Here is a 13199-nt window from a genome sequence, read left to right as displayed (position 1 = left end):
ATAGGGTAAGGATACATCTCATCCCGGGCAAGCGCCCCTGATTACAAGGAGTCCACATGACACTGCGCAGTTACCAAGGCAAGCAGCCCGTTACCGGCAAGCGGGTGTACATCGATCCCCAGTCCACCGTCATCGGCGATGTGGTGCTGGGTGACGACTGCTCGGTCTGGCCTCAGGCGGTCATCCGCGGGGACATGCACCGTATCCGCATCGGCGCACGCTGCAGCATTCAGGACAATGCCGTCCTGCACATTACTCACGCCGGTCCCTTCAACCCGGACGGTTATCCGCTGACCCTGGGCGACGATGTGACCGTCGGCCATCAGGCCACGCTGCATGGCTGCACCCTGGGCAGCCGGATTCTGGTGGGCATTGGCGCCATCGTGCTGGATGGTGCAGTGGTGGAGGATGAGGTCATCATCGGTGCCGGTGCACTGGTTCCACCGGGCAAACGGCTTGAAAGCGGCTATCTGTACATTGGCAATCCGGCCCGCCAGGCCCGCCCGCTCACGGACAAGGAAAAGGCCTACTTCACCTATACGGCCGCCAACTATGTGGCATTGAAAAATTCCTATCTGGAATCGCTTGAAAAATGACCGGTCAATCCCATATTGGGTAACAGAAACGAGAGCGCTCTCTGATCGACATGCAGTACAGGCTTTGAACCATTGTGTGAACAGAGGAGGGCTGACTATGGCACTGACACGCTGGAATCCGTTTGCTGAATTCGAGCAGATTCTGGATCGTTACAACCGGATGTTCAATGAGGGGGTTGCTGCACTGCCCGCTCAGTCCGATAATCAGGAACTGAAACAGATTGACTGGCGTCCGGCCGTGGACATCGAGGAGACGGATGAGGCTTTCCTGATCCGTGCCGAGCTCCCCGGTGTGAAGAAGGACGACATCAAGGTCACCGTGGACAACGGTGTGCTCACCATCCAGGGTGAGCGGAAGCTGGAGAAGGAAGAGAAGGACAAGAAGCGTCACCGCATCGAGCGCGTCTATGGCAGCTTCCTGCGCAGCTTCACACTGCCGGACAACGTCAATCAGGAAGATATCCGGGCTGACTACCAGGACGGTGTACTGACCCTGCACCTGAACAAGGTGGAACCGGCCAAGCCCAAGGCCATTGAGGTCAAGGTCAACTGATCCGCGGGCCAATCGCCCGTGCACCCGGCGCACTCGCTCACCCGTGCGCCGGGTTTTTCATCTCAGGCGGGGTGTCTGGTCTTTTGAGAGGACACCAGCATCCAGCCGCCCCGGTTGTGATGAATTTCCCGCTCGGCAAATCCCGCCCGTCCGATCATCTTCAGCAGTTCGTCCGGCACAAAACGGGTCACTCCCAGCCAAGCACTGCGCGCCGAAAGCTGCGTATCGCCGCGCTGACGAAACACCGCCGCGGTCATCCGTCCTCCGGGCCTGAGCACCCGTTGCATTTCTGCCAGCACCGCATCCACATCGTCGAACAGATGCAGGGCCCCGCAGCAGTTCACCACGTCAAAGGCATTGTCCGGAAAGGGCAGGCGCAGGGCATCGGCTCTCACGAACGTCAGGTTGTCCAGCCTCTCCGTGGCGGCACGCCGCACCGCATGGCGCAGCATGGGCCAGGAGATATCCACACCGACAACCCGGCCCCGCCGCACCTGTCGCGCCAGTACCCGGCTGTACAACCCGCTGCCGCAGGCCAGATCCAACACCTGATTGTCCGGCTGAAGGTCGGCCGCCCGCAGGATTTCCCGGACTTCCTCCTGAAAGGAAATCCCGGCATACCACTCAAACAGGGGATTGCGGCGCCAGAGGCGGCTTTCATAGAGACGCACCACCCAATCCGACTCCATAAGCCATTGGGCCAGCGTGCGCGGCGGCGGATCGCCGTACAGGGTATCGATCACCCCGTCCACACAGGGATAGGTATGATCACATTGGGTGCATACCCACGCGTTCTGCGCGTGGTTGGGCATGCAGGTTCCTTCTCGACAATACAGACACAACAATACGGGCTGCGCAGCCATGGCGCCCTCCTTTTGCTTCCCGTCCATTCTTGTTTTAGTACAGCTGTCTTGAAGTATAGCGCCTGTTCAAAACCTGCACAGAATATTTTGGACGCTGGCTGCGGTCAGATATAACCCTTTGGCAGGTCGCTCAGTGGGCGCCGGCTGCTTTCAGGGCCTCGGCATAGGCCTGCGACCGGCGGTGACGGGAAATCCGGGCCAGCAGGGTTTCGCCATCCGGCCCGGTGGCATTGATATTGCGGCCGGCTTCCACAAAGAAACCCACGAAGCGCGCAAAGGGTTCCTCCGGCATGTGTTCATAGGCCTGCCGGAGCACGTGATAATCCGGGTCGGTGCCATCCAGCGGCTTGAGTTCGAGAAAGCTGCGCAGGCGTTCGTCTTCCCAGACTTCGCCAACAACCTTGGGCTGTGAAGGTCCACTCATGTGTGCTGTTCTCCGAGCATTCAGGGATCTGTCCATTCTATCTTTTAAGCCCGGCGTTTCTTATATCTTTTTGGAATTTGACCATGCCCTTCAGGGGCTGTCGGGGCGGCACCGGGGGTGCAGAATCTGGATTTCCACGCGCCGGTTGCGGGCACGGTTTGCTTCGGAGGTGTTGGGCACCAGCGGTACCGTTTCTGCCCGGCCCACCGCCAGCACACGCCCGGCATCCAGGCGCCGGTCGCGCACCAGTTCATGCACCACGCTCACGGCCCGGGCCGCGGACAGATCCCAGTTGGAACGATAGGCGCCGGTCTGAACCGGACGGTCATCCGTATGCCCCATGACGCGGATTTCTCCTTCACAACGGCTCAGAATAGCGGCGATATCGGTCATCAGGGGCTTGATGTCATCCATCAGCTCCGCCGTACCGGAAGGGAAAGTGACCTTCTCGGAGAATCGCAGGGTGACCTGATCCGCATCCCAGGTGACCTGAACCTGCTCCCTGGCCACCGCATCCTCCAGCCCGGTAATGAGCAGCGCGCCCAGGGCATCCGTGGGTGTCTGTCCGCGGGTATCCACTTCGGGCTCCGTCAGGGGAGGTTCCGGAGCCGGCACACCGGCCGGTCCGGGCGCGGTGGCTTCCGGTGCCGGAGCGGGGGACTCCAGCGGCCCGATGGGCGCATGGGGTGCCTGTGTGGGCCCGCCGGGCGGGGCTTCAATCCAGCTCAGGCCAAAGGCACGACTCATGGAGTAGGCAATGGCCTTGTACTTTTCCGTATCCAGGTTGGAAAAGGACAGCAGCAGGATGAAAAAGGTCAGCAGCAGGGTCATCAGATCGGCAAAGGTGACGATCCAGTTGGGCGCACCGGCTGCGGGGGCTGACCTGAGCGGACGTTTCACAGACTGGGCTCCGTCCGGCCGGCCTCGCTGCCCGCAGCCGCAGGTTTGGCGAGTGTCAGGTCCGGCACCCAGGATTTCAGGACATCCAGCATGACGCGGGGGTTCTGGCCGCGCAGAATGCTTTGCATGGCCCGGAAAACAATCATGCGGGAGCGGACTTCATCTTCCGCCTTGAGGCGCAGCTTGTCGGCCAGCGGCAAGGCAATGAGCTGGGCTATGAAGGCCCCGTAGAAGGTGGTCAGCAGCGCCACCGCCATGGCAGGCCCGATGGAGGACGGGTCTTCCATGTTGTTGAGCATCTGCACCAGGCCCACCAGCGTTCCCAGCATGCCCAGGGCCGGCGCCGAATCACCCATGCCGCGGAACACGCTCTCCGCCGTCTGCAGACGCTGCAGTGTCTGATCCAGTTCGTCCGCCAGCACTTCTTCCACAAATTCCGGGGGATGACCATCTGCCGCCAGCAACGCGGCCCGTTCCACCAGAGGCTGACGAAAGGTCATGCGGTCAATGCCGATCATGCCGTCCTTGCGGACCACATTGGCCAGTGCCTGCAGTTCCTCCACCAGGGCACGGGGGTCCGGCTGGCGATCCACAAAGGCGGTTCTGAAGGCGAGGCGGATACTGCTGCCGAGATTGGCCGCCCGGAACTTGACCAGGGTGACCGCCAGGGTGCCGAAGACGACAATGCCCAGACCGGGCAGATTGACGAAGGTATCCAGTCCGGACCCGGACAGGATGGCCGCGGTCACGACGCCCACCGCCGACAGCAGCCCGAGCCAGGTCAAAACATCCATGCGCGTTCTCACTCTTCCGGAAGGTCTGATGAAGAGTATAGCGGCTGTTTGTCGTCGTGCTTGAGCGACGGTCGGGATCAGCCCTTGCGCAGGGCCGCCAGGACGGGTGCGGTGGCCGGCCGTACGCCGCGCCAGATGAAAAAGGATTCCGCCGCCTGTTCCACCAGCATGCCCAGCCCATCGTGGGCCGCCGCCGCGCCCTGCGCCAGTGCCCAGCGACTGAAAGGTGTCAGATCCCTGCCATACATCATGTCGTAGGTGTGTGTGTGCTCACTCACAAGACCTGAGGGCAGATCCGGCACCTGTCCCTGAAGGCTGGCCGCCGTGCCGTTGATGATGAGGTCAAAGGGCCCTTCCAGCGCCCCGGGCGCACAGGCCTCAACGGGGCCCAGCGGGGCGAACAGTTCCGCCAGCGTTTCGGCCCGGGATGCCGTACGGTTGGCGATCACCAGCGCTGCCGGTTGCCGGGCCAGCAGCGGCTCGAGAACACCACGCACCGCACCGCCGGCACCCAGCACCAGAATGCGCTTGCCCTGCAGGGTCAGGCCCAGGTTATCCGTCAGGTCCCGCACCAGCCCCACCCCGTCGGTGGTGGTACCGCAGAGCACCTCGCCCTCCAGATACAGGGTATTGACCGCGCCGGCGCGCTCCGCCAAGGGAGTGCGTTGCTGAGCCAGGGCAAAGGCTTCTTCCTTGAAGGGCACGGTGACATTGAGCCCCTTGCCCCCGTTTTCCACAAAGGTCCGCACCGTATGGGCAAACCCGTCCAGCGGCGCTTCAATGGCCGTGTAAGTGAGTGCCTGCTTCGTCTGCTCGGCAAACATCTGATGAATGCGCGGCGACTTGCTGTGCCGCACGGGGTGTCCGATCACGGCGTAGCGGTCCATCAGTCCGGCTCCAGCCAGTTGCGGGGTTTGAGGAAATGGTCCGTCAGCCGCGCCTCGGGCGAGCCGGGTTCCGGTTGCCAGTTGTAGTCCCAGCGCACCAGTGGCGGCATGGACATGAGGATGGATTCGGTCCGTCCGCCGGATTGGAGGCCGAAGTGGGTACCCCGATCCCAGACCAGATTGAACTCTGCATAGCGTCCGCGCCGGTAGAGCTGGAACTGGCGTTCCTTGTCGGTCCAGGGCAGTCCCCTGCGCCGTTCCACGATGGGACCATAGGCGTCCAGATAGCTGTCTCCCACAGCACGCATGAATTCGAAACAGCGCTCGAAGCCCCACTCATTCAGGTCATCAAAGAACAGCCCCCCGATCCCGCGCGGCTCATTGCGGTGACGCAGAAAGAAATACTCGTCACACCAGGCCTTGAACCTGGGATACACCTCGTCGCCGAAGGGCGCACAGGCCGCCGCGGCCACCCGGTGCCAGTGCACGCAATCTTCCTCGAAGGGATAATAGGGTGTGAGGTCATAACCGCCGCCAAACCACCAGACCGGTTCGTGTCCGGGCTTCTCGGCGATGAAGAAGCGGACATTGGCATGGGAGGTGGGCACAAAGGGACTGCGCGGATGAATCACCAGCGAGACACCCATGGCCCGGAAGGACGCACCGGCCATCTCCGGACGGTTGGCTGTCGCACTCGGTGGGAGGCGGTTGCCATGAACCAGTGAATAGTTGACGCCAGCTTTCTCGAACACGCCCCCCTCGGTCAGGACGCGGGTCCGCCCGCCCCCGCCTTCCTCGCGAGTCCAGGCATCTTCCCTGAAGGTGGCATGGCCGTCGAGGGCTTCCAGACCGGCACAAATCCGGTCCTGAAGGTCCCGAAGGTAAGCTTCTACAGCTGAAATATCCATAGGTGGTTCCTAGCGCAGGGTTCGACCGCTGACACTATCCATAATCCGGCTGGGCCTGTCCAGTCCCAGCGTCTCACCCGGCAGGTAGGCATCCACGCGGTCTCCGAAATATGCCCTGGCTTGAGCCAGCGTGCGTGCTTCCGGCAGATCCGAGGGGTTGCATGAAGTGGAGACGATGGCATGTCCCAGGCGCGCCGTCAGTGCGGCCACCAGCGGGTGAGGGGTGACGCGGATTGCCACGGAGGCGTGGGCACCACGAATCCAGACGGGCAGGGTGGTGTCCGGCACAATCCAGGTCACGGCTGCAGGCCAGCTGTCCAGAATGGTCTGTCGGGTGGCTTCGGGCAAGGGGGCAAGCAGGGGTTCAAAATGCGCCACCTGGCCACTGATCAGAATGACGCCTTTCTCCTGCGGGCGTGACTTGAGTGCCAGAATACGTTGCACAGCCTGCTCGTTCAGGGGGTCGCAGCCCAGCCCCCAGACCGCTTCTGTCGGGTAGGCCAGGACTCCACCGCCACGAATGGTCTCGACGGCCAGGTTCAGGTCGGCATCTCGGGTCATCAGGTCACAGGGTCCTTCGGTTCGGGAATGAATTGGCGGCCAACTTAGCCGAAACCCCCTGGCATGACAATTCGCTTTTATCGGTCATTCCCCCTGCTGCAGCGCCCGTCCCGGGGACTCAGCGTGTGCGCACCACGCCGCCGGGCACGCTGGCGACCCAGCCTTCCAGCTCCAGGCGCAGGATATCGGCGGCCAGGCATTCCGCCGGCCGACCGGACCGCTGTACCAGCACATCAAGGGGCGTGGGGGTATAACCGATGGCCTCCAGCACGGCACGCAGGGCCGGTTCCGGGGCGCACTCCGGGTCACCGCCATCCGACCGGTGTTCCCGTGTTTCCGCCGGATGGATCCCGGCGGGCGATTCCGGGTGCAGGGACTGCCACAGGCTCAGCCATCCTGCCAGATCCTCGTCCAGGTCCTCCGGGCAGTCTACGGGGCGGGCTCCCTGCTTGATGAGGCGGTTACTGCCACGGGCCTGCGGGCTCTGCCAGGGGCCCGGCAGCACGCAGACATCCCGACCCTGCTCGGCCGCCAGACGTGCCGTGATCAGGGAACCGCTCTTCTCTCCGGCCTCCACCACCAGGGTCGCCAGGGAAAGCCCGCTGATAATGCGGTTGCGTCGCGGGAACAGGCGCGCTGTCGCCGGGGTGTCCGGCGGCATCTCGCTGATGACGGCCCCCTGCCCGGCAAGGATACGCTCCGCCAACCCGGCATGCTGCCGGGGATAGAGGCAGCTCACACCGCCTCCCAGCACGGCGATGGTTCGCCCCCGGGCATCCAGCGCCGCCGCATGGGCCAGGCCATCCACACCCAGTGCCAGGCCGCTGGTCACGGTCAGACCCCGCTCCACCGCTGCACGGGCAAAGACCTCCGCACCCTGCCGTGCACCAGGGGAGGGCTTGCGGGTACCGACCATGGCCAGCTGTGGCTGTCGCAATACGTTCGTGTCACCCAATACATGGAGCACTGCCGGCGGATCCGGGATTTCCTTCAGCAAGGGTGGATAGCGTTCATCCCACAGGGGCAGGATATGCCGATCCGTGCCTTCCGCCCATGTGAGAATCCGCTCCACTTCCGGGGAGATCGGTGCCCTGGCCGTCCAGGCTGCTTCAAGCATCGCTGAGCGGGCACCATTTCCGGACAGGCACCGTGCCTGCGCATAGCCCAGAGGATCATGGAGATAAGGTATCAGATCACGCATGCGCCGGGCACCCAGTCCCGGCACCTGACTCAGATTGAGCCAACGGGGGAGAAGAGACATGCAGACTCCCTTGCCATTGCAGGGTGCCATCCTGGCACCCGTTTCAGATCAGATCAGGGCTTGCGGACTTCGTCCAGCACCGCCAGCGGGCGCTCTGCGCGCAGAATCAGGCCATAGCTGACCTTGTCAAACACCCGGAACAGCATCATCAGGCCGGCGCGCTCGCTGGGCAGTTGCAGAATTTCCTTGGTGTAAGGATCCTTGACCTGCTCACCCTTCTTGTACACGGCCAGCACATTACCTTCCTTGACCTTGTCACGTCCCAGATTCACCACCACCACATCGTACTGGCCAATCTGTGACACCCCGTCCAGCACGGCAATCATCTTGCCCCTGATATCCTGATCCGGTGCGCTGGGCACAAAGTTGGTGGACAGTTCCCGGTCTTCCTCGTGCAGCAGGCGATCCCCCTTGAGGATCTCGGCGCTGGACTTCTGCACCAGGTAGGTACCGATCTCGCCACGTACTTCGGTGATCTTGCCATGCGCCAGGGAGCGTGCTTCCAGGCCGAGGAACTCACCGGTATCCGGATCCACGTATTTGGTCGCCTCGCGGTAGATGCCGTAGGCTTCCTCAGGCTTCACCTCACCGCGGACATAAACACTGTCCCCGGCCCCGACCACCAGGTTGCCACGCTTGCCCAGCAGCACGTAGGGCGCTTTCTGCATTTCTTCCAAGGTCACGATGCGGGTGTTGGTCAGGAAGGGCGCAATGGCATCCAGCGGAATGGACGGGATGGCGCTGGCCAGCGGTGTGGCACGCACCTTGGGCGACAGCTTGATGGTATTGGCACCGGGCCCGCGCTGTCCGACCGTCACCCGGGGCTTGCCGTCAATGTAAACCAGCTGCAGCACATCACCCGGATAGATCAGGTGCGGGTTGGCAATCTGCGGGTTGGCATACCAGATTTCCGGCCAGTACCAGGGGTTGTTGAGGAAACGGGAAGCGATATCCCAGAGCGTGTCCCCCTTCACCACGGTGTAGGTGTCCGGGTGATCCTCTCGCCACTGAGCTTCTGCCCAGCTCCATTGGGCCAGCATCAGACCCAGTACCAGTGATGCAATGGAAAGAACTTTCCGCATAGTGATTTTCCTTGAGTTCCGGTGCCCCGAGGACGAAATCCCGTTGTTTCGCCTTTTTGCCGGGAATAATTTGTACTCATTTGATCGCTGATAGATAATACTAGCAGCCATTCCCGATTCCATACCATAATTTTACTACAGATTGTTATGAGCAAGCTCCAGATTATTGAATTTCCTGACCCCCGTCTGCGTACGGTCGCGAAACCCGTCACAAAAGTGGACGACCGGATTCGCAAGCTGGCGGACGACATGCTCGAAACCATGTACGACGCCCCAGGGATCGGACTGGCCGCCACCCAGGTCAACGTGCATGAACGCGTGGTGGTGATCGATGTGTCCGAAGACAAGAACGAACCCATGGTCTTCATCAATCCCGAGGTGGAAGTGCTGGACGGTGAGCCCGTGCCCATGGCCGAAGGCTGTCTGTCCGTTCCGGGGTTCTATGAAGATGTGGAACGCATCGAGCATGTGCGTGTCCGGGCACTGGACCGCAACGGAGAACCGTTCGAGCTGGAAGCCACCGGCCTGCTGGCGGTATGCATCCAGCATGAGGTGGATCACCTCAATGGCAAGCTGTTCGTGGACTACCTCAGCCCCGTGAAGCGGGCACGCATTCGCAAGAAGCTGGAAAAAATGCACCGTCGCCTGGCGTAAGCCGGCCCTGGGAGAGTGAATGACGACAAACCCGTCACCGGCGTTGAGAATCGTGTACGCCGGCACACCGGATTTTGCCGCCACCGCGCTGCAAGCGCTGCTGAACCGGGGCCATGTGCCCGTGGCGGTGTACACCCAACCTGATCGTCCGGCCGGCCGTGGCCACAAGCTCCAGCCCTCTCCTGTCAAGCGGGTGGCGCTGGATGCCGGCATTCCCGTCGAACAGCCTGTCAACTTCCGCTCCGAAGCCGAAGTCGCCCGGCTGGCCGGGTTCCGGCCTGATGTCATGGTCGTGGCTGCCTACGGACTCATTCTGCCGCGCACAGTGCTCGACATACCCGAACTGGGCTGCGTCAACATCCACGCGTCCCTGCTGCCCCGCTGGCGGGGTGCTGCGCCCATTCAGCGGGCCATCGAGGCCGGGGATACGGCAACCGGCATCACCCTCATGCAGATGGATGAAGGCCTCGACACCGGCGCCATGCTGATGCAGGAAAGCGTTCCCATTACCGAATCAGATACGGGAGGCACCCTGCACGATACCCTGGCCGGGCTGGGTGCGCGCATGATCTGTGACTATCTCGACCGGCTGTCCGCCGGTGAGCGACCGGTGGGCATCCCCCAGGACAACGATCAGGCCACCTACGCTGCCAAGATCGGCAAGCCCGATGCGAGACTGGACTGGTCCCGCCCCGCGCAGGTGCTGGACCGGATTGTGCGGGCCTACCACCCCTGGCCCGTGGCCTGGACCACGGCTGGCGGTGAGGTCATCCGGATTCATCAGGCCCACCCCGCGCCGGCTTCGGCAGACGCCCCCGAGGGCACCGTACTGGAGAAGTCGCGTGACGGCATCCGCATTGCCTGCGGGGAAGGTACCCTGATCATCACCCGCCTGCAACTACCCGGCGGCAAACCCCTGAGCGTGAATGATTTCATCAACGGGGGCAAACCCCTTCTGGAGCCGGGCACGCGCCTGGAGTGAGCCATGCCCAAAAAGAACAAGACCCGCACCGCCCATGTCCTGACTGCCCGCCTGGCGGCCGTGGAAGCTCTTCAGGCCGTACTGGAGAAAGGCCGGTCGCTGGCAGAGGTCATGCGTGACATGCGCCCCCGCGTCAAGGACGCCGATCGCAGTCTCTTTCAGGCCCTGACCTACGGCGTACTGCGCCACCACAATGCCCTGACCGTTGCACTGGAGACCTGTATCGAAAAGCCTTTCAAACCCAAGGACCGGGACATTGAAATTCTGTTGCGGGTTTCTGTCTTTCAGTTGCTGTTTCAGGCCATTCCCGACTACGCCGTCGTGAATGAGGCGGTCAAGGCCACCCGCAATCTGAAGAAGAACTGGGCCAGCAGCCTGGTCAACGCGGTCCTTCGGGAAATCCAGCGCAACCGGGAATCGGTGCAAGATCAGCTGCGCAATGATTCCCGGTGCCAGCACGAGGTACCGGAGTGGTTGCTCACTCACCTGCAGAAGGACTACCCGGAACGCTGGCAGGCCATCGCAGCGGATCTGGCAACCCCCGCACCGATGACACTGCGGGTCAACCGCCACTTCATCACACGCGATGACTATCTCGAGACACTCAGGGAAGCGGGCATCCATGCTCACGCCACGGCACTGAGCCCCCAGGGCATTCAGCTGGAACAACCGGTGGGCGTGGACGAGCTGCCCGGCTTTGAGGCGGGCTGGGTCAGTGTTCAGGATGAAGCGGCCCAACTGGCCGCGGAATTGCTGCACCCGCAGGCCGGCGAGCGCATTCTGGATGCCTGTGCCGCCCCCGGAGGCAAGACGGTTGCACTACTCGAAGCCTGCCGGGATATTGAGCTGCTGAGTCTGGATGTGGATGCGGCCCGCCACGAACGCACATGTGACTATCTGAACCGTTGCCACGTCCATGCCCAGGTGGTGACTGCCGATGCGGCAACCCCCGAAAGCTGGTGGGATGGCCGCCATTTCGATGCCATCCTGCTGGATGCGCCGTGCAGCGCTACCGGCGTGATGCGCCGGCATCCGGATATCCGCTTCCTGAGACGGGCCGATGACATCCGGGCGCTGGCTACGCTGCAGGGCCGGTTGCTGGACACGCTCTGGCCGTTGCTGAAACCCGGTGGCCGGTTACTCTACGCCACCTGTTCGGTGCTGCATGATGAAAACGATCGGGTGATCGAGGCGTTCTGCCAGCGCAGCCGGGCACGGGTCAGGGTGCCGGATGTCGCGTCCGGCGTGGCCTCTGCCTGGGGCCGACAGCTATTGCCGGAACTCAACGGTCACGACGGTTTCTACTACGCTTTGCTTGAAAAAGACGCACACAGGGCTGAAACATGAAAATCCTCATTTTGGGTGCCGGACAGGTGGGTGGCACGCTGGCCTATCATCTGGCCAATGAGCGCAATGACATCACCGTCGTGGACAGCAACATGGATCGTCTGCGCCACCTGCAGGACCGCATTGATATCCGGACCGTGCAGGGCAAGGCCTCCCATCCCGCCATCATGCGTCAGGCCGGTGCCGAGGATACGGAACTGCTGATCGCCGTGACCAACAGTGATGAGGTGAACATGGTCGCCTGCACCATCGCCAAGCGCATGTTCAACATCCCCACCCTGATCAGCCGGATTCGTGCTGCCGACTACATCAGCCGTCCGGAGCTTTTTGAGGGAGAAAAGGGCTTTCCCATCAATGTCATCATCAGTCCCGAAGACGTGGTGACCGATTACATCACCCGGCTGATCGAGTATCCCGGCGCCCTGCAGGTGCTCGACTTCGCTGACGGGAAAGTCCGTCTTGTGGCAATCCGGGCCAAGGCCGGCGGTCTGCTGGTCGGCAAGGCCATCCGTCACCTGCGCGAGCATCTGCCCCACATCGACACGCGGGTGGCTGCCATCTACCGCCGTGAACGGGGACGGGAAGGGGCCATCATTCCTACCGGGGACACGGTCATTCAGGAAGGCGACGAAGTGTTTTTCATCGCCGCGGCCAACCACATCCGCACGGTGATGACCGAACTCTCCCCCAAGGAACAGCCCAACAAACGCATCATCATAGCCGGCGGCGGCAACATCGGGCTGCGTCTGGCCAAGGCTCTGGAGCAGCGTTACAACGTCAAGATCATCGACCGCAATCTGCAACGCTGCCACGAACTGACCGAAGCCCTGACCCGCACCATCGTGCTGCACGGAAATGTGGCGGACAAGGACATCCTCAAGGAAGAAAACATTGAGGCAACGGACGTGTTCTGTGCGGTGACCAACGACGACGAGGCCAACATCATGGCGGCCATGCTGGCCAAGCATCTGGGCACGCGCAAGGTCATGGCGCTGATCAACAACCCGGACTACGTGGATCTGATTCAGGGCGGTGACATCGATATCGCCATTTCCCCCCAACAGATCACCATCGGCAGCCTGCTGACCTACGTGCGCCACGGCGAAATTGTCAACGTACACTCCCTGCGCAAGGGTGCCGCCGAGGCCATCGAAGTGGTCGCCAAGGGCGATCACAAGACCTCCAGGGTCATCGGCAAGCGCCTGGACGAGGTGGATCTGCCACCGGGCGCCACCATCGGAGCCATCGTGCGGCCCGGCGAAGTGCTGATCGCCCATGATCACCTGCGGATCCAGCCGGATGATCATGTCATCGTGTTCGTGGTGGACAAGTCGCAGGTGGCACAGGTGGAACGCCTGTTTGCCGTGGGCCTGGGCTTCTTCTGACG

General features: G+C 62.4%; 15 protein-coding genes. 6 read left to right on the top strand and 9 right to left on the bottom strand.

Translation table 11 applies throughout. The annotated features are described in order from the left end of the window. The first annotated feature begins 56 nt into the window (after positions 1–56). On the top strand, positions 57–596 hold the full coding sequence (locus AAIA72_RS11970) for a gamma carbonic anhydrase family protein (protein WP_369600550.1): 540 nt from the start codon (positions 57–59) through the stop codon (positions 594–596). 97 nt (positions 597–693) lie between these two features. Beyond that, complete coding sequence (locus AAIA72_RS11965; protein ID WP_369600549.1) at positions 694–1149, top strand: Hsp20/alpha crystallin family protein; 456 nt, start codon at positions 694–696, stop codon at positions 1147–1149. A 62-nt stretch (positions 1150–1211) separates the two neighbouring features. Here the strand turns inward: AAIA72_RS11965 and AAIA72_RS11960 are convergent, their stop codons facing one another. The 9 genes from AAIA72_RS11960 to AAIA72_RS11920 all read right to left on the bottom strand — a co-directional run bounded on the left by AAIA72_RS11960 (position 1212) and on the right by AAIA72_RS11920 (position 8829). Beyond that, complete coding sequence (locus AAIA72_RS11960; protein WP_369600548.1) at positions 1212–1961, bottom strand: class I SAM-dependent methyltransferase; 750 nt, start codon at positions 1959–1961, stop codon at positions 1212–1214. 181 nt (positions 1962–2142) lie between these two features. Continuing rightward, positions 2143–2436, bottom strand: coding sequence for a PA4642 family protein (locus tag AAIA72_RS11955; protein ID WP_369600547.1), 294 nt, complete (start codon positions 2434–2436; stop codon positions 2143–2145). A gap of 90 nt (positions 2437–2526) precedes the next feature. Continuing rightward, positions 2527–3336 carry a flagellar motor protein MotB gene (locus AAIA72_RS11950; protein WP_369600546.1) on the bottom strand — a complete coding sequence of 270 codons (810 nt, stop codon included), beginning with the start codon at positions 3334–3336 and terminating at the stop codon, positions 2527–2529. Continuing rightward, on the bottom strand, positions 3333–4130 hold the full coding sequence (locus tag AAIA72_RS11945) for a motility protein A (RefSeq protein ID WP_369600545.1): 798 nt from the start codon (positions 4128–4130) through the stop codon (positions 3333–3335). The genes AAIA72_RS11950 and AAIA72_RS11945 overlap by 4 nt, the downstream gene beginning before the upstream one ends. A 77-nt stretch (positions 4131–4207) precedes the next feature. Beyond that, positions 4208–5017 carry a shikimate dehydrogenase gene (gene aroE, locus AAIA72_RS11940; RefSeq protein WP_369600544.1) on the bottom strand — a complete coding sequence of 270 codons (810 nt, stop codon included), beginning with the start codon at positions 5015–5017 and terminating at the stop codon, positions 4208–4210. Continuing rightward, complete coding sequence (hemF, locus tag AAIA72_RS11935; RefSeq protein ID WP_369600543.1) at positions 5017–5925, bottom strand: oxygen-dependent coproporphyrinogen oxidase; 909 nt, start codon at positions 5923–5925, stop codon at positions 5017–5019. Before hemF ends, aroE begins: the two co-directional genes overlap by 1 nt. Positions 5926–5934: 9 nt before the next feature. After that, complete coding sequence (locus AAIA72_RS11930; protein ID WP_369600542.1) at positions 5935–6486, bottom strand: L-threonylcarbamoyladenylate synthase; 552 nt, start codon at positions 6484–6486, stop codon at positions 5935–5937. A 118-nt stretch (positions 6487–6604) separates the two neighbouring features. Beyond that, complete coding sequence (gene dprA / locus AAIA72_RS11925) at positions 6605–7747, bottom strand: DNA-processing protein DprA (protein ID WP_369600541.1); 1143 nt, start codon at positions 7745–7747, stop codon at positions 6605–6607. Between the two features lie 53 nt (positions 7748–7800). After that, positions 7801–8829 (bottom strand): LysM peptidoglycan-binding domain-containing protein, encoded by a 1029-nt coding sequence (locus tag AAIA72_RS11920; protein ID WP_369600540.1) that lies wholly within the window; start codon positions 8827–8829, stop codon positions 7801–7803. Positions 8830–8976: 147 nt separating this feature from the next. On the opposite strand from AAIA72_RS11920, the gene def reads away from it, so the two are divergent. From def to trkA, 4 genes are read left to right on the top strand one after another with little or no spacing between them, the layout of a single operon-like run. Beyond that, entirely contained in the window at positions 8977–9483 is a 507-nt protein-coding gene (def, locus tag AAIA72_RS11915) for a peptide deformylase (protein ID WP_369600539.1), read from the top strand. A 19-nt stretch (positions 9484–9502) separates the two neighbouring features. After that, positions 9503–10465 (top strand): methionyl-tRNA formyltransferase, encoded by a 963-nt coding sequence (gene fmt, locus AAIA72_RS11910; protein ID WP_369600538.1) that lies wholly within the window; start codon positions 9503–9505, stop codon positions 10463–10465. A gap of 3 nt (positions 10466–10468) precedes the next feature. Then, positions 10469–11812, top strand: a complete 1344-nt coding sequence (rsmB, locus tag AAIA72_RS11905) for a 16S rRNA (cytosine(967)-C(5))-methyltransferase RsmB (RefSeq protein ID WP_369600537.1) — start codon at positions 10469–10471, stop codon at positions 11810–11812. Next, a complete protein-coding gene (gene trkA / locus AAIA72_RS11900) occupies positions 11809–13197 on the top strand; it encodes a Trk system potassium transporter TrkA (protein ID WP_369600536.1) in 1389 nt (462 codons plus the stop codon). Before rsmB ends, trkA begins: the two co-directional genes overlap by 4 nt. The last annotated feature ends 2 nt before the right edge of the window (positions 13198–13199 follow it).

This window comes from Thermohahella caldifontis, from assembly GCF_041153465.1.
GTDB lineage: Bacteria > Pseudomonadota > Gammaproteobacteria > Pseudomonadales > Oleiphilaceae > Thermohahella > Thermohahella caldifontis.
This window is presented reverse-complemented; position numbering and strand designations above follow the sequence as displayed.